At 47.9% G+C, this 20,588-nt stretch carries 24 protein-coding genes; 18 read left to right on the top strand and 6 right to left on the bottom strand.

Annotated features, from left to right (window positions below):
- Nucleotides 1-19: 19 nt before the first annotated feature.
- From MKX75_RS24675 to MKX75_RS24660, 4 genes are all read right to left on the bottom strand, one after another.
- Nucleotides 20-385, bottom strand: a complete 366-nt coding sequence (locus MKX75_RS24675; protein ID WP_017692276.1) for a DUF5665 domain-containing protein — start codon at nt 383-385, stop codon at nt 20-22.
- 84 nt (nt 386-469) lie between these two features.
- Nucleotides 470-877 carry a YtxH domain-containing protein gene (locus MKX75_RS24670; protein ID WP_017692277.1) on the bottom strand — a complete coding sequence of 136 codons (408 nt, stop codon included), beginning with the start codon at nt 875-877 and terminating at the stop codon, nt 470-472.
- Between the two features lie 64 nt (nt 878-941).
- The gene (locus MKX75_RS24665) at nt 942-1,199 is read right to left on the bottom strand and encodes a GlsB/YeaQ/YmgE family stress response membrane protein (protein WP_017692278.1); all 258 of its coding nucleotides are present in this window, start codon (nt 1,197-1,199) and stop codon (nt 942-944) included.
- A gap of 134 nt (nt 1,200-1,333) precedes the next feature.
- On the bottom strand, nt 1,334-2,035 hold the full coding sequence (locus MKX75_RS24660) for a phosphatase PAP2 family protein (RefSeq protein WP_076333563.1): 702 nt from the start codon (nt 2,033-2,035) through the stop codon (nt 1,334-1,336).
- 178 nt (nt 2,036-2,213) lie between these two features.
- Between MKX75_RS24660 and MKX75_RS24655 the strand changes: the two genes are divergently transcribed.
- Together MKX75_RS24655 and MKX75_RS24650 are read left to right on the top strand one after the other, a co-directional pair.
- Nucleotides 2,214-3,233: an asparaginase gene (locus tag MKX75_RS24655; RefSeq protein WP_339167248.1), complete on the top strand. Its 1,020-nt coding sequence runs from the start codon at nt 2,214-2,216 to the stop codon at nt 3,231-3,233.
- Nucleotides 3,234-3,372: 139 nt separating this feature from the next.
- Nucleotides 3,373-4,098 carry a pirin family protein gene (locus tag MKX75_RS24650; protein ID WP_339167247.1) on the top strand — a complete coding sequence of 242 codons (726 nt, stop codon included), beginning with the start codon at nt 3,373-3,375 and terminating at the stop codon, nt 4,096-4,098.
- A gap of 66 nt (nt 4,099-4,164) precedes the next feature.
- On the opposite strand, the gene MKX75_RS24645 is transcribed toward MKX75_RS24650, so the two are convergent.
- Nucleotides 4,165-4,389, bottom strand: a complete 225-nt coding sequence (locus MKX75_RS24645) for a DUF1128 domain-containing protein (protein ID WP_017692283.1) — start codon at nt 4,387-4,389, stop codon at nt 4,165-4,167.
- A 158-nt stretch (nt 4,390-4,547) separates the two neighbouring features.
- Here MKX75_RS24645 and yyaC point away from each other — a divergent pair, with 158 nt between their 5' ends.
- The 5 genes from yyaC to MKX75_RS24620 all read left to right on the top strand — a co-directional run bounded on the left by yyaC (nt 4,548) and on the right by MKX75_RS24620 (nt 11,062).
- Nucleotides 4,548-5,105, top strand: coding sequence for a spore protease YyaC (gene yyaC / locus MKX75_RS24640; protein WP_339167245.1), 558 nt, complete (start codon nt 4,548-4,550; stop codon nt 5,103-5,105).
- A gap of 60 nt (nt 5,106-5,165) precedes the next feature.
- Complete coding sequence (locus MKX75_RS24635; RefSeq protein WP_076333560.1) at nt 5,166-5,957, top strand: alpha/beta hydrolase; 792 nt, start codon at nt 5,166-5,168, stop codon at nt 5,955-5,957.
- A 275-nt stretch (nt 5,958-6,232) separates the two neighbouring features.
- On the top strand, nt 6,233-6,937 hold the full coding sequence (locus tag MKX75_RS24630; protein WP_339167243.1) for a DUF6483 family protein: 705 nt from the start codon (nt 6,233-6,235) through the stop codon (nt 6,935-6,937).
- Between the two features lie 96 nt (nt 6,938-7,033).
- Nucleotides 7,034-8,281 (top strand): SAM-dependent methyltransferase, encoded by a 1,248-nt coding sequence (locus MKX75_RS24625; RefSeq protein WP_339167241.1) that lies wholly within the window; start codon nt 7,034-7,036, stop codon nt 8,279-8,281.
- Between the two features lie 186 nt (nt 8,282-8,467).
- Nucleotides 8,468-11,062, top strand: a complete 2,595-nt coding sequence (locus tag MKX75_RS24620; RefSeq protein ID WP_339167239.1) for an O-antigen ligase family protein — start codon at nt 8,468-8,470, stop codon at nt 11,060-11,062.
- Nucleotides 11,063-11,549: 487 nt separating this feature from the next.
- Here the strand turns inward: MKX75_RS24620 and MKX75_RS24615 are convergent, their stop codons facing one another.
- Nucleotides 11,550-11,897 (bottom strand): dehydrogenase, encoded by a 348-nt coding sequence (locus MKX75_RS24615; protein ID WP_339167238.1) that lies wholly within the window; start codon nt 11,895-11,897, stop codon nt 11,550-11,552.
- Nucleotides 11,898-12,057: 160 nt separating this feature from the next.
- Between MKX75_RS24615 and MKX75_RS24610 the strand changes: the two genes are divergently transcribed.
- The 11 genes from MKX75_RS24610 to MKX75_RS24560 all read left to right on the top strand — a co-directional run bounded on the left by MKX75_RS24610 (nt 12,058) and on the right by MKX75_RS24560 (nt 20,580).
- Nucleotides 12,058-12,672 (top strand): DedA family protein, encoded by a 615-nt coding sequence (locus MKX75_RS24610; RefSeq protein WP_145152307.1) that lies wholly within the window; start codon nt 12,058-12,060, stop codon nt 12,670-12,672.
- 2 nt (nt 12,673-12,674) lie between these two features.
- A complete protein-coding gene (locus tag MKX75_RS24605; RefSeq protein WP_017692292.1) occupies nt 12,675-13,244 on the top strand; it encodes a thioredoxin family protein in 570 nt (189 codons plus the stop codon).
- 6 nt (nt 13,245-13,250) lie between these two features.
- Nucleotides 13,251-13,883, top strand: coding sequence for an MBL fold metallo-hydrolase (locus tag MKX75_RS24600; protein ID WP_145152305.1), 633 nt, complete (start codon nt 13,251-13,253; stop codon nt 13,881-13,883).
- 318 nt (nt 13,884-14,201) lie between these two features.
- The gene (locus tag MKX75_RS24595) at nt 14,202-14,468 is read left to right on the top strand and encodes a hypothetical protein (protein WP_186333798.1); all 267 of its coding nucleotides are present in this window, start codon (nt 14,202-14,204) and stop codon (nt 14,466-14,468) included.
- A gap of 239 nt (nt 14,469-14,707) precedes the next feature.
- Nucleotides 14,708-15,091, top strand: coding sequence for a hypothetical protein (locus tag MKX75_RS24590; RefSeq protein ID WP_024631336.1), 384 nt, complete (start codon nt 14,708-14,710; stop codon nt 15,089-15,091).
- Between the two features lie 205 nt (nt 15,092-15,296).
- Complete coding sequence (gene gatC / locus MKX75_RS24585) at nt 15,297-15,584, top strand: Asp-tRNA(Asn)/Glu-tRNA(Gln) amidotransferase subunit GatC (RefSeq protein ID WP_076333553.1); 288 nt, start codon at nt 15,297-15,299, stop codon at nt 15,582-15,584.
- 27 nt (nt 15,585-15,611) lie between these two features.
- Nucleotides 15,612-17,069: an Asp-tRNA(Asn)/Glu-tRNA(Gln) amidotransferase subunit GatA gene (gene gatA / locus MKX75_RS24580; protein WP_036667997.1), complete on the top strand. Its 1,458-nt coding sequence runs from the start codon at nt 15,612-15,614 to the stop codon at nt 17,067-17,069.
- A 26-nt stretch (nt 17,070-17,095) separates the two neighbouring features.
- On the top strand, nt 17,096-18,535 hold the full coding sequence (gene gatB / locus MKX75_RS24575) for an Asp-tRNA(Asn)/Glu-tRNA(Gln) amidotransferase subunit GatB (RefSeq protein ID WP_062836483.1): 1,440 nt from the start codon (nt 17,096-17,098) through the stop codon (nt 18,533-18,535).
- Between the two features lie 95 nt (nt 18,536-18,630).
- The gene (locus tag MKX75_RS24570; protein ID WP_339167236.1) at nt 18,631-19,095 is read left to right on the top strand and encodes a GNAT family N-acetyltransferase; all 465 of its coding nucleotides are present in this window, start codon (nt 18,631-18,633) and stop codon (nt 19,093-19,095) included.
- A 33-nt stretch (nt 19,096-19,128) separates the two neighbouring features.
- Entirely contained in the window at nt 19,129-19,839 is a 711-nt protein-coding gene (locus MKX75_RS24565; protein WP_076333552.1) for an MgtC/SapB family protein, read from the top strand.
- Between the two features lie 147 nt (nt 19,840-19,986).
- Nucleotides 19,987-20,580, top strand: a complete 594-nt coding sequence (locus MKX75_RS24560) for a hypothetical protein (RefSeq protein WP_339167235.1) — start codon at nt 19,987-19,989, stop codon at nt 20,578-20,580.
- Nucleotides 20,581-20,588: the final 8 nt, after the last annotated feature.

Raw genomic sequence — 20,588 nt, 5'->3', positions numbered from 1 at the left:
CCTACTCTGCTAATTCATTTTAGTTTTTGTAATCTTCAATATAACCAAGCAAGTCAGCGATATATTGTCCCACAATCGGCATATTGACGAATTGACTGAGAATGAACGCCAGTAAACCCAGAACAACAAAGGTACCTACGGTCAGACCGAGTCCTCGAGCCATACCCGCTGTAAAGTTCGTAATAATCCGCTTTTTCGGACTGCTGTAATTCTCAATAATATCCTTGATCTGTGCTCTCTCCAGACTATCCGCAATCTGGTCCAGACGTGTGTTCAATCGCTTTACCTCATGCCGCAATTCAAAAGGATGCTCGCTTGTATCATACTGCTGCGCCGGTGTTCCTCCCGTAATTGGAGTATTGCCGTTGATTGTAACTTTACTCATGTTTCCTTCCCCCTCAACTCGCATTGGATAAAAAATAGCCAGCTGGAGTGCAGCTGGCTATTGGTCACTCGATCTATATAAGCCTTACAGGCTAGTCGAGTTAAGTTCTTTACGCGCATCTTCCTTCGCTTCCACAGAAGCCGCAGCCACTTCATCAGATGCACGGGATGCTTCGTTAGCCACATCAGCGGACGCTTTTCTCACAGAGTCCATGACATCATTACGGCCTTGGTTTACCGTTTTCGCAATATCAGAAGTTTTGGAAGAGACCGTTTTAGCCAGTTCAGAGGCTTTATCACCTACAACCGTTGCCACTTCTTTGGTGCGGTCAGTAACCATGCCCACTTTCTCGGAAAGGTCACCACGCAATTCACGTCCTGGTTTAGGAGCAAAGAGTAGTGCTGCAGCTGCTCCCAGCAACCCCCCGATGAAAATCCCTTTGGCGAAAGTCGAACCAGTCTGTACAGGATATTGCTCTTCTGCTTTATTCATGTCTAATCACTCCTTCTTCAAATTAAGAAACAAATACGAAACAACGAACACCTTGTTGCCCGAATCAGGCAGCCTGTCTTAGCAGTCTGGACACAAGCCCCAGCAAGAAAACAAAGAGCGCTGTACCAATGATGGCAGGAATAATGGCAAAGTTACCGATAACCGGTCCCCAGTTACCAAGCAAAAGTGCTCCCAGCCAGGCTCCGGCAAATCCGGCAATCATTGCACCGATGATGCCTCCAGGCATGTTGTGACCAGCAAGTGCATCTCCGATCAAACCGATGATGACTGCCATCACAATGCTGATAATGATGCCCCACATAACAACCGCCTCCTTTAAACTTGATGTAGGATGTTGTCTGTTCGCGTTTGCTTACTTCGTATATAAACGCCGTGCAACCCTGTGAAACAATAAAGATGAGGATGAATGAACTGGAAATTGGAGGAATTCATTCTTTAATGGGTTCGTTTAATGCCTTTGATCATGCAGAAGATCCATGCCAAACCAGCGGCAAATCCCGTAAATACATCCGTAGGATAATGAACACCCAGCATGATGCGGCTGAGGCCGATCAAGAAAATAAAACTGATGCCGCATAGAACAGGTAGCCACACACCGGAAGTGGTATGTCGCTGTCGTTCAATGGCCCAGATTACAAAGAGCATGCCGTAGAAGCCCATGGAGATCATGGCGTGGCCGCTAGGGAAGCTGTACCCGTGAACGACCAGCAGATGATCCAGCTCAGGTCTGCTTCGTCTGAAAAATTCCTTCAATAACGTGTTCAGAATCCACATCATGGCAAAGCTCCCCGAGATCGCATATCCATATATAACAAACCTTGGACTGCGTTGCATGAAGAAAAGTAGAGCAAAACCTCCTGCAGCCACAGCAGAGATTTTGAATGAGCCCAGTGCGGTTATGAATGCAGTGTAAGAGAATAGATGAAGACGTGAATCCGAATTCAGATAAAATAATTGCTGAATCTGATCATCCAGACGAATAATAACATCAGCACCCAGCCAGGCACCCAGACCTGCCAGGATAAATACGACCGAAGCGCTGAGGGCCAGACCTGCCAAACCCCAGTTGAGGAGTGGGCGTAACAACGTGCCGGGAGTTGAACCGAATGAGGCTGGTGAATATGTTTTGCGCGGCATAGTGAGTTTCTCCTTCAGTAGTTGTAGTAGATGAACGTAGATTGATAAAGCTATACCCGAAATACCTGTCGAAAAAACTGTAAAAACGTCGCTTTTGTACTATACTATTTAAGATATCCCATGCGGCGTCGTGACGCAAAGCAGAGATGAAATCGGGAGCACAAAGGAGAGAACTCGCATGGAGAGTGCCTTGTTAATTAAAGAATACCGTGCAGGCGTTATGGAATGCGCCCACTACGGACACATAAGTATTACGGATGAGCATGGTCGAATCGTATACTCGGCTGGTGATCCTCATTTTCGAGCGTTCACTCGCTCATCTGCCAAACCTTTTCAAGCTATTCCAGGAATTCGGGCAGGGATTGCCATCCACTACGGCCTCTCAGCACAGGAGATTGCGATCATGTCCTCTTCGCACCGTTCGGAACCGGAACATATTCGGGTGCTGGAGCAGCTATCCGGTAAAATCGGATTAGGAGAAGAATGCCTGATCTGTGCGCCGAGTTATCCGCTTAATGAAGAAAGCCGCAATGAATGGTTACGTGCACAAGGGGAGAAACGTCGCATTTTGCACAACTGTTCCGGCAAACATCTGGGAATCCTGGGATACAGTCAGATGAAGCAGGTGGACCTGGGCAGTTACGCTGAGCCGACTCATCCGGTGCAACGTGAAATTCTCGAAACGTTTGCCGACCTGGCAGGCATTCAGGAAAAAGAGATTGAGCTTGGGACGGATGGCTGCGGCTTTCCGGTATTTTCTTTGCCGTTATCGGCATTGTCCAACGCCTATCTGAAGCTCGCTTGTCCGGATCTTATCGCCGATCCTTCCACAAGAACAGCTGTGGAGACGATCACATCGGCCATGAATGAACATCCTTTGATGGTAGGTGGCACGGAGCGTGTAGATTCAGTTTTGCTCGAAGACAATAACATTGTAGCGAAGGGTGGATTCAAGGGGGTCTTCGGATTTGGTCTGAAAAAAGAAAGACTGGGAATCACCTTCAAGGTACTGGATGGTTCTGAGGAAGAATGGGCCTTTATTACCCAATCCATCCTGAAACAGATTGGTTATTCCAATGAAAGCACCATTGCACGACTGGCTGAAGTATTCCCTTCGGACATCCGAAATGACGCGGGCACCCTTGTGGGTCATGCAGATAGTGAGTTCCTTCTGCACTCACTTGAAGATAGCGTATAACCTTAAGAAGGGGCGTGATTAGAGTTGCCGGACCCCGGGTAAAGATGACATACCAACTGGTATTCATCTATACAATTCATATACACGCATGGACTGCCGCGGTAATGTGGCAGCTCTAAACCCTTGGAGGTGGATGAACATGATTAAAGTGGTGACATCGGAAGAAAGGCACACGTCGGATCGAGGTTGGATACACAGTGAATTTAGCTTTTCGTTTGCGGATTATGATGATCCGAGCAACGCCCATTTTGGCTGTCTGCTGGCTCATAATGACAACACGCTGATGCCGAAAGAAGGCTTTAAGAAACATCCACATCATGATCTTGAACTTGTCAGTTATGTCATCTCAGGCACACTCAAGCACACAGATAGTATGGGAACAGAACAATTGCTTGAACCGGGAACGGTCCAGGTGATGAGTGCGGGAACGGGAGTTGAACATTCCGAGACCAATCCGTCAGCGGATGAATCGGTACGTTTTCTCCAGATGTGGTTTTTGCCATCGGAGCGTATGTTGAAACCTTCCTATACGAATCGGAGAGTAGAGCCGCAGGAGCATTTGAATCGTCTATGTCCGATTGTATCAGGGCAAGAGGGCGAGGGAACCGAGGGTGCATTGCCTATTTCCCAGGATGTAACCTGTTACCTGTCCCATTTGGAATCCGGGAAGAAGTTGATGTACCCGCAACACGAAGATCGGCGCACACATCTTTTCCTGATCAGTGGACATGTGGAGATTCATTGTTCGGACGGTAATTTCAACCTCAAGCCGGGGGATGCTGCGCGAATTCGTAAAAGTTGTGATCTGCAAATCACGAGCACAGACAGTGAACCTGCCGAATTTGTTTTGGTTGACCTGCCTTAAGGATATAAGCATGTGAAAAAGGACCTGTTTCCACGTTGATGTGGAAGACAGGTCCTTTTTTTGGGCTTAGGATTTACGAAGGTTACCCAGTTCGGAAGCAACGGCTTCCACTTCAGAGATACTGAGATGTTCCTTGCTCAAAATCATTTCATACAGGTCAAACAGATCTTCATATTTCTCAAGTGGGAATGACGAAGCCTGCATGGCGGCACCGCTTGCCATCCGAAGTTTGGTTTTGATCGCTTCAATCATATATTCCATATTGGCTGCTGTTGCTTGTGTTAAATCCATCGTTAAGTTCATCCCTTCCGTATCGGAAACTCTTGTTATTGTATCATGATTGGAAGTGCTCAGGCCAATGCTTTTGCGGGGAAACGAAGCATCGGTTACAATGATGGATACAACAACAGGATTTAATGAGAACCTGAGTGTACTGGAGGGAATACAGCTTGGCAGCGTATAAGCGAGAAATGGTTCGCCATCAAGGAAGGGAAGTCCGCAAAGGCGTGCCTGCAGAGAATCTGGTTTCATTTTTCAAAAACATCGTTCAACTTCATTCTCCAGCTGAAATCACGTTTGTCTGCATCGGTACTGATCGTTCCACCGGGGATGCTCTGGGTCCACTGACAGGAAGTTTACTACAAGAGAGCGGAATGGAGAATGTGATTGGCACGCTGTCTTCCCCTTGTGATGCAGATACGCTGGAAAAGAAATTGGCACTTATTCCTGCACACCATGCCATCATAGCGATTGATGCGTGTCTGGGTCCAAAGAATGCCGTAAGTACATACTATCTCTCGAACAACCCACTCATTCCGGCTCAATCGGTTGGGGGCAAGCTTCCTCCTGTCGGACAATACAGTGTGGCAGCTGTGGTTAATGCCAATGGACCAAGGCCTTATTCCATACTGCAGATGACCTCGCTTCACTTGGTTATGGGCATGTCACGAACGATTGCAGACGCCGCGATTGAAGCATGGAAATGGAGACAAACGTTTCATTCATGATACGTAGGCTTAATAATATACAACCTGAATTATTTAATTCGCGCAGAGAGAGGGATTCATATGGAAAAAGTGATGTGTGATGGAACGACGATTTGTTATGCCGAACAAGGTAAGGGAGAAGCACTCATTTTGCTCCACGGATACTGTGGCAGTTCCTCGTATTGGGATGAGGTCGTACCTGAGCTGGCACGCAGCTATCGCTGTATTGTACCTGATCTGCGTGGACACGGAAAAACAGATGCACCTGTAGGAAGTTATACGATCGAACAGATGGGCAACGATGTGTTACAGCTGATGGATGAGCTGAACGTGGAAAAGGCGGTCCTTCTGGGACACTCCATGGGGGGATATATTGCGCTTTCGATCGCACAACGCCACCCGGAGCGTTTGAATGCATTTGGCCTGATTCATTCCACAGCCTATCCGGACAGTGAAGAAGCCAAGGAGAAACGTCTTCGCGCTGTATCCACCATTCAAACCGAAGGTATCGTGAATTTTGTAGATGGACTGGTTCCCGGCTTGTTTGCACCGGAACATGTGGACTCCTTATCTAAGCAAGTCACACGTGTGAAGGAGATTGGTTACCAGACGGCCCCTCAAGGTGCTGTTGGCGCTGCACTTGCTATGCGAGAACGCCCGGATCGCCGCGATGTGTTGTCAGCCACACCATTACCTGTATTGCTGGTAGCTGGAGAGAAGGATGCTGTTATCCCGCCAGAACGCACATTTACAAGTGACAAGCCACATATCGTGCAAGCGGTTATTGCTGGTTCAGGTCATATGAGCATGTATGAAGCTCCAGAAGAGTTAATTCAGGTCATTAAACAATTTATGGCTGGATTATCGAAGTAATTGATGAAGTGATTGATGTGGATTTCATTAGAAATTAGAATATAGTTTGGTTTCTGGATGACTCTACTCTCTTGTGGAGGAGTATCCAGTTCCATTCCAGCCGAGCCCCTGCAACGTCCCTTTCGGATAGGCAGGGGTTTGGTGTATTCATGGCCAGAGCTTAGACGCGCGCGTCTTGTTTTGGCTTTTTGTCATGGCATGAATTAAAATAACTATAAAGGGACGTTATGAGAACGATTGGATGCATAGGGTCGAATGATGAGGGGGCATACAGCATGTTCAGAAAAGATTATCTGCTCCGCATGATGGAGGAAATGACAGAGGCAATTGGCAAAGTGTTCACGCTCAAACAGCAGCGTAAGCACACCGAGGCATTGTCCGAACTGGATGAGCTGATGCGCAGGCAGTTTGGATTGAACCTATCCCTACTGAACTCATTGCCAGCGGAGGATTTTATTGAAATGTTCCGTTTTCGCGGAATGATTGAAGTGGACAATCTACAGCAAGCCGCCAGGCTAATTGAAGAAGAGGCATATATTTATCAAGAAAAGGCCAGAGTGGAAGGCATCGACGATCAGGAGAGAATGGACGCAGAGGATGAGGCCCTCATTCGATTGATGAGATCACTTCATTTTTACCTGTATGCATTGAATCATGGCGCTAATCCCAAGTTATTGGACGCACCGGAACGGGTGGAGGGTGTGCTGGGGCTTACGAAAGAATATGAACTTCCTGCTCGAACCGAAAGACAGCTTGCCCTGTATCGTGAACAACAAGGGCGTTACGACCAGGCAGAGAACAGTTGGTACAGGCTGCTACAGCTTGGTGGTGAATTCCCGGTGAGCTACCGAGATGATGTACAGGCGTTCTATGAAAGGTTGAGCCAACTTACGGACGAACAACTGGAGCAGGGCGGTCTGCCACGGAACGAAGTTGAAGAGGGACTAGCTGAACTCAATCGTCATGAGATGAACTCATAAAATATGGATTGGATCAAGGCTTGTTACCTGCCTTTACTTGGAGAGGGAACGGAATTGTGGTATGGTAACGGTTGACCAAATCAAACCGAAAGTGAGATGTACCCCGTGGATTCATTGCGAAAGCTTATACAAGACATCTTTGAACAGAATTCGCTGATTACAGCGACCTGGAGCCAGCTGCGCAGACGGGACAATGTCTCGTATACCAAAGTGCAAGTCAAGCCGGTGACACTGAAGAATCAGCTGCATTATCAATTTGCATTCCATTATAACAACAAAGTGCTGCACGAGAATTTGACTCCGGCTGAAGCGGCTGAGCGCATGATTTTGTTATGCGAAGAGACGTTTCGTCAAGGCCTGCTCTGTACGACCGAGGCAGACTATCAAATTTTGATCAGCAAAAAATATAAAGTATCCATTTTGACCAAATCTGCTTCCAAGACTGCGGTGGATCTGTCGCATAATCGCAAGAAGCAATATGTATTGGAAGAAGGCGTGCCTGTATCGTTCCTCGTTGAACTTGGTATTATGAACGAAGAAGGTCGTGTGCTGGCTCGTAAGTATGACAAGTTCAGACAGATTAACCGTTTCCTCGAAATGGTGCAGGATGTTATTCCGCATCTGCCGGAGGGACGTCCACTGACCATCGTTGATTTTGGTTGTGGCAAGTCTTATCTGACCTTTGCGTTATATCATTATCTGTCTGTACAACAACGGCGTTCACTCAAGATTATTGGGTTGGACTTAAAGGCAGATGTAATTGAACACTGTAATGATCTGGCTAATCGATTGCATTATGGCGATCTGAAGTTTTTGGTTGGAGACATCGCGGACTACGACGAATTGAACGAAGTGGATATGGTTGTCACGCTGCATGCCTGTGATACAGCTACCGATGCCGCTTTGGAGAAGGCAGTTCGTTGGGGGGCTTCTGTTATTCTGTCTGTCCCTTGCTGTCAGCATGAACTGTTTGACCAGGTAGAGGCTTCCGTGATGAATCCGTTGTTGTCCCATGGCATCCTCAAGGAACGTTTTTCCGCACTGGCTACGGATGGGATTCGTGCCAAACTGCTTGATCTGATGGGATACAAGACACAATTGCTTGAATTCATCGATATGGAGAATACACCTAAAAACATATTGATTCGTGCTGTTCGCGGTCAGGCTGGCGAAGTGACGGAGATGTGGAATGAATATACGGCTTTCCGTGATTTCATTCATGCCGATCCCTATTTGGAACGGGCTTGTGCAGATTTGCTTCCTGGCGATGGCAAGCAGGCCAGCGGGAAATCAAAATCGAGCAAAGAAACCGTTCAGGATTCCGCAAATTGCGACCTTTGCTAAGTGTGCCAATAGCAATACAGGGACATACTGCAATTAGGGTCTCTAAATGTAAACTTCAACTGAATGCACATACGTTATAGCAAGCAACATCATAACTGTCAGATAATATCAGGCAGAAGGACCCGTTATCGGGATCTTCTGTCTTTTTGTTATGCATATGGAGCGGTGGAAGGAGGGTGGAAGCGGATGAAAAAAGGGACAACGGGTAAGGGAATTACAAGGTACAAACGAGGTCATGGGACGAGCGAGGAAATGATGGAACATGCTTCTGACAGGAACCACCATGCAGAGGGTACAGAATATATAGATAACAGGGACTTATGTAAAGAGGGCAGGAGGGACGGTAGAGACAGTAGAGATCGTACATATCATAGGGAAGATACATACAACAAAGATGATATGTATGAAAAAGATGATACATATCAATCAAATGGAGTTATCCAAACTGAGGGGTCAGGTCGTTTTTCACGGATCTTGAGATCTGAACAGTATTCAAGGTCGTTATGGACTGTTGGGCTGGGCATACTCTCCATTTTGTTGCTGCTCGCAGGGTGTCTGAGTCGAGGATTGTACTATTCAGTGGATCTGTATCCTGTCCTTCTGATCGCAGCAGGAAGCATCTTAATTATAGTTGTGCTATTTCTTGCAGCTTTTCATCCAGAGAAAGAGAAAGAGAAAAGGCAAGCGAGAAAACAAGTAACCCTGTCAACGGTACATTGGCTAGGGAAAGATGAACGAACGGTTGGGCGAATGATTCGAATCCCGGGAATGTGGCGGGTATTGTGGCCGCTGGGGATGATGATTTGTTTTGGGCTACATGCATGGGCAGGCTCGGTGAGTAAACAGGGCAGTATGGATGAAATGCTGCGGTGGAGCCTGCTTGCGATGTTTACTCTGCTCACCGCAGTATTGGCTGCGCGCACGGATGGTGCGCGTTGGTTAGCTTGCGGTTGGCAGGTGGCAGGCGGCTTGCTTGTGTTAAGCGGCATTCTAGCCGTGTGCGGAGTATGGCCGCTGCCCTTCGGGGTAATGCGGACTGCTGACCCCGAGATCAGCTCCGCCGGGGCACGGCTCGGCGGATTATTGCAGTACCCTAATGCGTACGGGGCCATTGTTGGCATGTACGCATTGGAGCGGCTGACAGCCGCCGCGCGAGTCATAGCCCGGCCTGTGCCGGCCGGGCGACTCATCGCGGCAGTGCTGCCGCTCATGCCTGCGCAAGCCGCGCTCCTGCTGAGCGAGTCGCGCGGCGCTTGGCTGGCGACCGGCTGCGCCGCGGTCGCCGCCTTCGCTTTGCAGCGGCGCGGTGCCCGCCTGCCGCTGCTGCTGGCCACGGCCGCGCCACTGGCGTGCGCGGCCTGGCTGTACCGCCAGCTGGCTGCTGCCCAGCTGGCGCCTGCACCCGTGCCCGGCCTGCTGGCACTGGCCGGGGCATGGGCAGCTGCGCTGCTCGGCACGCTGCTGCTGTGCCGCCTATGGCACAGCGTCGCCGCCAAGGCTTCGCGCGCCGCTGCCTTGACGGCCATCGTGCTGGCGGGAGCCGCCGCCGCACTGATAGCCGTGGCCTCCACCGCCGATCGCCTAGCGGCAGGTGTCGGCACTGGGGTGTCCCGCCTACAGATTTGGCGGGACGCCCTCCAGCTGTGGACCGAGGCCGCATGGCTCGGCCACGGTGGAGATACATGGCGCAACATGTTTCGCGCCATTCAATCCTCGCCTTATGTCGGAGGCGAGGTCCACAACGGTCTGCTCGATCTCGCCTTAGACACGGGCATGATCGGCATCCTGCTGGTCGCAGGGTGGTTTCTCCTCACCCTGCGAAGCATCGTTCATTTTGCACCGCAGCTCATGCCATCCGTGCTTATTTTTGGCCTGCATGGGGCGATGGACTTTGACTGGAGCTTCACACTATTCTGGATGTTCTTCATCTGGCTCGGCGCTTGGGCAGAAGCATTGAAGAGGGAAGCGGAGGGAGTCCAACGTTCCGGCGGAACTGTAGAATACACTCCCTCCAGATTCAAATCGAGATCTAAATCCAGATCTCTTTTCTTGCGATATCTAAGAACCCAATCGCGTCCATCTACTGTCCCGATGCGATCCTTCTTTCATATTTTTCAGCGAGTAACTGCACGGCTAATAAGGGTATCCACAGTGATGATCATCCTTTTCTGGATTGGTGGAACAGTGTGGCTGACCTCCCGATACGCTGTAGCAGAAGTGCAGTACCGTCAGGCGATGTCTGAACCGGATGGCACTCCAGCACAGAAGGTGCATCTTATGGCTGCCTTTCAGTCTAATCCGAATCGACCGGATATCGTGATATCCCTTGCACGATCTCTTCCTGGACGAGAAGCAGAAACACTCCTTTTAAACAGCTTGTCCCATTCCCCGATGCACCCTCAGATTTACATTGAATTGGGACGATTGGCAGCCCAATTAGGCGAGGGACAGCAGGCTGGAACATATTTTGAGCAAGCGATCGCGTTGAATCGGTATGATAGCGGCGGTCAATCCACTGCTTTGTACTGGATGGAGAGGGCAGCGCGGCGGGAATGGGAGGCAGGATTCACGAATCGAGCCCAACAGACTGCCGCCGCTGGTGTACAGATGTATGAACGTTATCAACTGCTGGCTAAGGAAGTGGAAGCAGGAAACGTTCGCAATGATCGTCGTTTTGTACTGGAAGAACATGCTCAAGATTATGGAGAGAACCTGCGCAGGTTTGCTTCTGCCTCTGCTTCTCCTCCGTTTATTCCAGAGTTGACCAAGCGGAGCCCTTGAATCACTGCTGAATCTTGACGCTTACCCAAGCAATAGAATAATGAATGTCAGCGTCGAAATAGTCTGGAAGTCCAAGCGGGCTGCTCCTGGCGGATGGGTGTCCGATTTTCTAAGGAACATAGGACGTCTTATTTGGCCTTTAGCTCCTCCTTTTAAATTGTAAGGAACTTCAGACAAGTTATTTTCCCAATTCTCCTGACAAAAACGTTATAAAAGGCCAAAAATCCCGATATAACGTGTCTGAGATTCCTTAGATTTCTAAGGAGGCTTAAAATCCCTGAATAAGACGCCTCAGATTCGTTACCGCTCGTGGGGATTAATCATCACCAATTACTCGGTGTTTATGTTCATACTCCCTGTGGTGCTAATACCCACCGTGGTGCTCATTGCTCCCTGGAGTGGTTGGCTCCATGCTCTGCTCCAACCGTAAGCCAGAGGAGGACCCTGAATTCCACCCAGAGGGAAGCTTTTCATTCCCCCATTCCTACTAAAGGCGGTACCCGCCAAATGCATGCTGAAACGCCTCTTTTAATGGTTCAACATCCACTTCCCACAGTACGGCAATCTCTGCACTGACATCCGTGTTCCACCACTCACATAATTTTTTGCGGTTATCGCGATTCTCCCCGATCCAGAGCAGATTCGTAATCACCTTACCGTAATAACATTCTTCCGCCTGCTTCATCCGTTCTGGGGAGACATACACTTTTAGCCTTTTGGCTGTACGATACAATTCCTTGCTGCATGCCCTGCGAATCCCTCTGGCTGAAGGAAGGTTTTGACCGGATTGCTTATGTTTGACCGGTGGAGAACCGGGTATTGACTTGTGTGACATCTTCTCACGCTCCTCTCCCCATACCATATGCGAACCGCTGCGAACGGGACACTACCCCAACCTAGTGAAGTAGCAACGTCCACAGCCCTGTGATAAAATAGGGACGAACATCCATGGTGCGGAGGGGCACCGCCAATCAGGATGGAGAAAGAGGGTTGAGATGGACTTTATTCATAACCTTGTCGGCCAATTGTTCGATTGGATTCAAAGTCTTGGTTACTTTGGAATCATGCTTGGATTAATGATGGAAGTCATCCCGAGCGAAATTGTGCTGGCGTATGGAGGTTTTCTCGTTTCACAAGGTAATATCAACTTTTTCGGTGCTATGATTTTCGGAACAATCGGCGGTGTGATTGCCCAATTATTTATTTACTGGATTGGCCGTTATGGCGGCAGACCTGTGCTTGAACGCTACGGTAAATACATACTCATCCAGAAAAAACACATCGACCATTCCGAAGAGTGGTTCCGCAAGTATGGTACAGGTGTCATTTTCACGGCGCGTTTTGTTCCGGTGGTAAGGCATGCAATCTCCATCCCGGCTGGCATCACGAAAATGCACGCAGGCAAATTCATCTTGCTTACTACACTCGCTGTTATACCTTGGACTGCATTGTTTATATATTTAGGGATGATTCTTGGAGATCAATGGAAGCATATTGATGAGAAAGCGGCACCATATGTTATGCCGATTTTGCTTGTCGCTCTCGCCCTTATGATCGTTTATGTACTTATTAAATGGATGAATGCTCGTAAAAAGAAAGGAAGTGTCTAGTCATGGGTAAACCCAACTTGTCTCACAAATTCGGTAAAGGTCTGCCACCGAAAGATTTTATCGAGAGTATGACCAAGAACCAAAGTGAATTCCAGGCTAACTATGATAGCTTTACTTGGTCGAACGAAGAGGATCGTGAGTTCTTTGAGAGCCTGAACCATCGCGATGATCTGCGTGTGTTAATTCTGGCTGCGGACTGGTGCGGAGATGTTGTCCGTAATATTCCGGTTGTGTTCCAGGCGCTTGAAATCTCAGGAATCCCAACAGAGGTTCTGATTATGGAGAACCATCCTGAAGTGATGGATGAGTTCCTGACGATGGGTGGCCGTTCCGTGCCAGTCGTTATTTTTGCAGATACAGGTGGTCATGTATTGGGTCAGTGGGGACCTCGTCCGCAGCATGTACAGGAAGTTATGATTGAATTCAAACGCCTTAATCCGGATCGTGAAGCAGCAGATTATCAAGAAAATTTGGCTGTAGCACGTCAAGAGATTGGCAAACGTTATGGGGAAGGAACGGAGTCACATGCGGCCATTATCCGTGAGCTGCGTGAACTGATTTCGGGTTACTAAGCCGATATGCTTAACATTCGTACGTTTTCATTAGGCCCACTTCAAACCAATGCGTATCTCTTACAAGGAGAAGATCCGGGTAAAGCCGTCATTATTGATCCGGGCATGAATCCGGGGCCGCTGCTTAAAGCGATCCAAGACTTGGAGATCGAAGCCATTCTCCTCACTCATGCTCACTTTGATCATATGGGTGGGGTAGATGAGATCCGTAAATTGAAGGGGTGTCCCGTTTATCTTCATGATTTGGAGAGTGACTGGCTTACAACCCCGAAATTAAATGGATCTTTGAATTGGCCACAGGCGACACCACCGCTTTCGACAGATCCTGCTGAATATGCCATGGACGAAGGGCAGAAGCTGAATCTGATTGGACATACGTTTAAAGTGTTCCATACACCTGGCCATTCACCAGGCAGTGTAAGTTTGCTTTGTGATAACGACCTGTTTGCCGGTGATGTGCTGTTCCGCATGGGTGTGGGCAGAACAGACCTGACAGGAGGGCGTGAACGGGATCTGATTGATTCCATCCAGAACAAGCTTTACACCTTTGCTGATGAAGTGAAAGTATATCCAGGTCATGGTCCCAAAACGACCATTGGTTATGAGAAACAGAACAATCCTTACGTGTCCGCAAGATAATCCGACATGATATGTGAAGAAAGTCTGGACAAGTGACAACTTTTTCATTAGAATAGCAATTAGTTGTTACAAGCGTTAAGGCATCATCTAACTGAAGCATTACCAAGAAACACCCAACCTTGCGAAGCACGCAGACTGTGGTCTATACCCGGTTTGCGTTCTTTTTTTGTTTTCAGCCCCTTTTTATCACAGAATCAGCCTGTTTTACCCTACATAGAGATGCATAATATGCTTCATCACAAGCCAGTTTGAGACAAAAGCAAGTTATCAGCAAGTACAGATTGATTTAGAAATAATAAATTTAAGAAATAGTAGATCATGAGAGCGGGGAATATCAAAGTGGAGAAAACAAGAGTTATTCTGTTGGGACAGCGTGTCGAGTATCCGATTATTGAAGAAAACCGTCGCATCATAGAAAGTGGAAAAAGAGAAAAAGGTACTGAGCGAGCCTCAATACATAACCCTAGCGTGACCAGTGAAGGGATGAAGTCTCAGCAGAATATATGGACGAGTCGTGTATTACGAAACGGAGCCCGTAACCAACCGTGGTTCGACAAGCTGCAAGATTACCGGAATGAAGTCTGATTGCCCGGGAAATTGTCGGGTTTAATTTTTTTTTTGATCACATTGAGCGTTTCTTGCAGAGCCTGTCGTATTAACTAGCACAAGCCAGGTGCACGAAATCAGAAATAGCATCATTTTAAAAATGGAAAAAAAGATTTTGCACAAATATGTTGTTTAATTCTAGTATTCCTAGACATCGCTATTCTTTTCTAGTAGACTATACAAATAAATATTAAGATAGACTACCAGGAGGTTAGACGATGCTGCGATTAGGAGAGAAGGTTGTCATCGTCGCGGATGCGTTTGAGCAGAATCTTCCTGTGGGGGAATATGGTTTCATCATCGCTTATGACCGGAATCCGGACAATGCGTTCGATTACGTGCTTCGAGTGCCGCAGGTGAACCGGAACTTTTTTGTTCCATCCGGCGACGTCGATCTGGAAGAGGTTCTGCTGAAGCAGGAAGCTGAGCGGGTCGAGCGAGAAGCGTTGATAGATTACGCCCTTGCGACACACAATGAGAAGCTGTTTCATCATCTGATGAACGGAGATTTTCAAGCTGTGGAAGAGGAAGAGGAAACCGCGAACGATGTTATGTCACAGGCGGATTTTATAAAGCAGGTTAATCTGCGTGCATGGATTTAGAATTTTAAGAGTCGGCTGATGCCGGCTCTTTTTTATTTTATAAGTTCGTTTTTAGCTTCCCGGAAGTCAGTCAGGTCATTTGCATTGAATTGTCGAACTATCTCACCTATAATGAAAAAAGTTATCTTGAGACTTTAGCCCGTTAAACGAGCGATTCGTTTCAGGTCGTTGCGGGAATCAGACCGAATGAAGGAGGCATCCGCTAATGAGTATTTCGAATAATGACGTTCAGCATGTGGCCAAGCTGGCCCGGCTCAACTTGACTGCTGAAGAAGAACAGACCCTGACAGGTCAGCTGAACGCGATTTTAAAATATGCAGAAAAGCTGAATGAGCTGGATACAGAAGACATCGAGCCCACCACTCACGTTCTGCACGTAAGCAATGTCATGCGTGATGATGAGACCAAAGAAAGCCTGTCCATTGAACAGGTGATGCGCAATGCACCGGAAGAAGAAGATGGGCAGTTTAAAGTGCCTGCAGTAATGGAATAACGGATAACCGGAAGGAGGACAAACACTGTGAGTTTATTTGAACAATCGTTGCCTGAGTTACATAACAAGCTGCATGCCAAAGAGCTGTCGGTCAGCGATCTGGTGGATCAGGCGTATCAGAACATTGGCGCGCATGACGATAAGGTTAAGGCGTATTTGGCACTGGATGAAGAACAAGCACGCGCTCGTGCACGTCAACTGGATGATCGTCTGGTGAGCGGCGAGGAGAAAGGTTTGCTTTTCGGCCTTCCTGTCGGTATTAAGGATAACATCGTTACGAATGGACTGCGCACGACGTGCGGTAGCCAGTTTCTTCGCAATTTCGACCCGGTGTATGATGCGACAGTTGTCGAGAAATTGAAAGCTGCGGACACCGTAACTATCGGTAAACTCAACATGGACGAATTCGCCATGGGCGGCTCCAATGAGAATTCAAGTTTCTCCCCTGTACGTAATCCATGGGCACTTGATCGTGTTCCAGGAGGCTCCAGCGGTGGTTCGGCAGCAGCTGTGGCTGCGGGAGAAGCATACTTCACGCTCGGATCAGACACAGGTGGCTCCATCAGACAGCCTGCTTCGTATTGTGGTGTTGTTGGATTGAAGCCGACGTACGGACTTGTTTCCCGCTTTGGATTGGTAGCATTTGCCTCATCCTTGGATCAGATTGGACCTTTGACGAAAAATGTTGAAGATTCTGCCTATGTACTGCAAGCCATTGCTGGTTATGACGCCAAAGATTCGACATCTGCAAAAGTAGAGATTCCGGATTATTTGAGCGGACTCACAGGTGATGTCAAAGGGCTTCGCATTGCTGTTCCGAAGGAATACATTGGTGAAGGCGTAGACCCACAAGTGAAAGAGACGGTTCTGTCTGCATTGAAAGTTCTCGAAGGACTCGGGGCAACATGGGAAGAAGTGTCGCTTCCGCATACCGAATATGCGGTGGCTACGTATTACCTGCTTGCATCTTCAGAGGCTTCTTCCAACTTGGCTAGATTTGATGGCGTGCGTTATGGCGTGCGTGCTGACAATCCGGATAACTTGCTGGATCTGTATCATCAGTCCCGCAGCCAAGGCTTTGGTCCAGAAGTGAAACGCCGCATCATGCTCGGAACGTATGCACTCAGCTCGGGTTACTATGATGCTTATTATCTGAAAGCACAGAAAGTACGTACATTGATCAAACAGGATTTCGACAATGTATTTGCCAAATATGATGTGATTATTGGACCAACTGCGCCAACTACGGCGTTCAAACTGGGTTCACAGGTGGATGATCCACTTACGATGTATCTGAACGATATTTTGACGATTCCGGTTAACCTTGCTGGTGTACCTGCTGTTAGCATTCCATGTGGATTCTCGGATGGATTGCCTGTCGGCCTGCAGATTATCGGTAAAGCCTTTGATGAAACAACGGTATTGCGTGTAGCGCATGCATTTGAACAAAATACAGAATTCCATAAGCAGCGTCCGCAGCTGTAGACTGCCCGGAACGGAGGAATATAGAAATGTCCGCATCTAAATATGAAACGGTCGTTGGACTTGAAGTCCACGTGGAGTTGCATACGAACTCCAAAATTTTCTGTGGCTGCTCCACAGCTTTTGGAGCTCCGCCCAACACGCATACCTGCCCGGTCTGTCTCGGACATCCGGGCGTACTGCCTGTACTGAATCGTCAGGCCGTAGACTACGCAATGAAGGCAGCGATGGCCCTGAATTGTACGATTGCTGATGTCAGCAAGTTTGACCGTAAAAACTACTTTTACCCCGATTCACCCAAAGCCTATCAGATCTCGCAATTCGATCAACCGATCGGTGAGAACGGCTGGATTGATATCGAAGTGAATGGTGAAACGAAACGAATCGGCATCACGCGTCTTCACTTGGAAGAAGATGCAGGGAAGCTCACGCATATCGATGGCGGATACGCTTCTTTGGTGGACTTTAACCGTGTTGGTACGCCACTTGTGGAGATTGTATCCGAGCCTGAGATTTCTTCTCCGGAAGAGGCACGTGCGTATCTCGAAAAATTGCGTGCAATCATGCAGTACTGCGATGTGTCGGACGTGAAGATGGAAGAAGGTTCACTGCGCTGTGACGCCAACATCAGTTTGCGTCCACATGGACAGGAGAAGCTGGGAACAAGAGCCGAGCTGAAAAACATGAACTCCTTCCGTGGTGTTCAGCGTGGTCTGGAATATGAACAATATCGTCAGGCTGAAATTCTGGATGATGGCGGTGAAGTAGTTCAGGAGACGCGTCGCTGGGACGAAGCGCAAGGAAAAACACTATCGATGCGTGGTAAGGAACAGGCGCATGACTACCGTTATTTCCCGGACCCGGATCTCGTGAAGCTGCATATTGATGCAGCCTGGAAAGAGCGGATCAAGGCTACGATACCTGAACTCCCAGACGAGCGTAAAGCGCGTTACACGGCTGATTATGGATTACCTAGTTATGATGCAGAGGTTATTACTTCATCCAAGGCTATAGCTGATCTTTTTGAGGATAGCTTGAAATTCACTCAGGATGCCAAATCCGTATCCAACTGGATCATGGGCGACTTGCTGGGTTACCTGAATACGAGCAATCTTGAGGTGACTCAGGTTCCACTGACAGGCCAAGGTTTGGGTGAGATGATCGGACTGCTGGAGAAGGGTACCATTAACAGCAAAATCGCCAAAACGGTATTCAAGGAAATGCTGGAGAGCGGCAAGCTTCCACAGCAGATCGTTGAAGAGAAAGGGCTTGTGCAGATTAGTGATGAAGGTGCCATTCTTGCGATCGTTGAGCAGGTTGTGGCGAATAATCCTCAATCGGTGGAAGACTATAAAGCTGGTAAACAGAAAGCCATTGGCTTCCTCGTTGGTCAGGTTATGAAAGAAAGTAAAGGTAAGGCGAATCCAGCTCTTGCCAACCAACTGCTTGCAGATGTACTGAACCGCTAATCCTTCCGGTGAGGCCGGACAGAAAGAGGCTCGTCCCTGTGACAGCCTCTTTTTGTTATTATGGAGACAAATGTATTTCGGACGGGGGAACGGATATGAACATTCAACCATTGTCACTTAGTGATCTGGAGACGTTGGGGCAGTTATGGAGACTTCAACATATAGCTTATCGATTGGAAGCCGAAATCATCGGATTTCAGGAGATTCCTCCTTTGATGGATACGATGGAGACACTTCGGGATTGTGGGGAGAGCTTTTACGGTTGCATCCTTGATGACGGAGAGCTTATCGGGGCTGTCGCTGTAGTAGAGGAAGAGGAGAACACACTGACCATTACACGAATGATGGTGCACCCGGATCACTTTCGCAAGGGAATTGCTGCATCTTTGATGACGTATGTGTTGGAACAGCATGCGGATCTTCCACGTTATATCGTCTCCACAGGAACGCTGAATCAACCCGCTGTGAATCTGTATACCAAATTCGGTTTTAACCCCGTGGAAGTCACACAGATTGCACCTGGAGTGGAATTAACGACTTTTCACAAGAATAAACTTTAATCATATTAACAACTTTGAGGAGGAATACCGACTTTGGGCGATCCCTGGTTCATTGATGAGTGGCACATTTTATTACGATTATTACTGGCCATGCTGCTTGGAGGGCTGGTAGGCCTAGAGCGGGAACGGTCCAATCATGCCGCTGGTTTGCGTACCCATATTCTGGTATGTCTTGGCTCTGCACTGATTATGATGTTGTCTGTTTATGGCTTTAAAGATTTTGCTAATGAATTAAATGTAAGGATCGATCCAGCGCGTCTGGCTACAGCTGTAATTACCGGTGTTGGATTCCTGGGAGCAGGTACAATTCTTTTCACGGGAAAATCCATCACTGGACTGACTACGGCAGCTTCAATCTGGGTTGTTGCAGCCATTGGGCTTGCAGCAGGTGCTGGGTTCTTCTTTGCCTCTATCGTATCTACCGTTCTGGTACTGCTTAATCTCTGGGTATTTAACAAATTAGAGCTAAGATATTTACGAGGGAATAAACTGCATGTCGTTACACTTCATACCTTGTCAGAACCCGGTTTCCTGGAACAGCTGTCGTCATGTATGGAGCAGGAGAAGATTAAAATTCGTAAAATAACCGTGAATGAACAGGATCTCGCTTATGCAGAGATGATATCGGTTGAACGGAAAATTGAGATTGTGCTGCATGTCCAGGTACCGCATGATTTCAAAACAGTGGGCCTGGTATCCAAGTTAAGACAGTGGGAACACGTCACCAAAGTGTCGATCGAATAAATGAATTAGAACCCTCCCCAGGCCAGTAGTGCCGGAGGGTTTTTGGTCATATCCATATTTCTTCCAGTTACTCTCCTTGCTCTTTAGGGTACTATCTAACCAAATGCATGAAGAGCGGAAGGTCAGTTCAGAAGAGAGGAGTATGTTATGAAACGGAGACATCAATCGAACCAAAAGACCAGTACAGTTCAGACCAAACCCGTCAGGAATCGGACTCATAAATTTATTGCTGGGTTATTGAGTGCCATTATTCCAGGCTTGGGTCATATTTATCTGAGATTGTACATGAGGGGTTTGACCTTTATGCTGCTTGTTATGCTTGATCTTTCAGCAGTGTTGTACTTCTCATCCATTGGTATACAGATCAATGTGCCATTGCTCATCTTGCTGGCTTTGTGTATTCCGGTTATTTACTTTTACAATGTATATGATGTGCTGCAATCTGCGGATTGGGTCATGATGCGCAGACGTAGAGCAGTAACCCAGGCAACTTCGGACAAGCCGGTATCCAATGAACGTTCTACACGAGATGCAATGATGGTCTGGGAGAAAGGCATATCATTCGGATTACTTCTGATTGTGGGAGGATCATTGATGGTGCTGTTCTTCCGCAAACCACGCTGGTTCCAAGAGATCCTTGCCATGTATGGCGGTTATTCATTTGCGATTCTCATGATCATAGGAGGGTTGCTTCTGTTCGGGCGTGAGTTCTGGGTAATGTTGAACAAGAAAAAAATGTAATCGAAACG

Source organism: Paenibacillus sp. FSL R5-0341 (genome assembly GCF_037975235.1).
GTDB classification, from domain to species: Bacteria; Bacillota; Bacilli; order Paenibacillales; family Paenibacillaceae; genus Paenibacillus; species Paenibacillus amylolyticus_A.
This window is presented reverse-complemented; position numbering and strand designations above follow the sequence as displayed.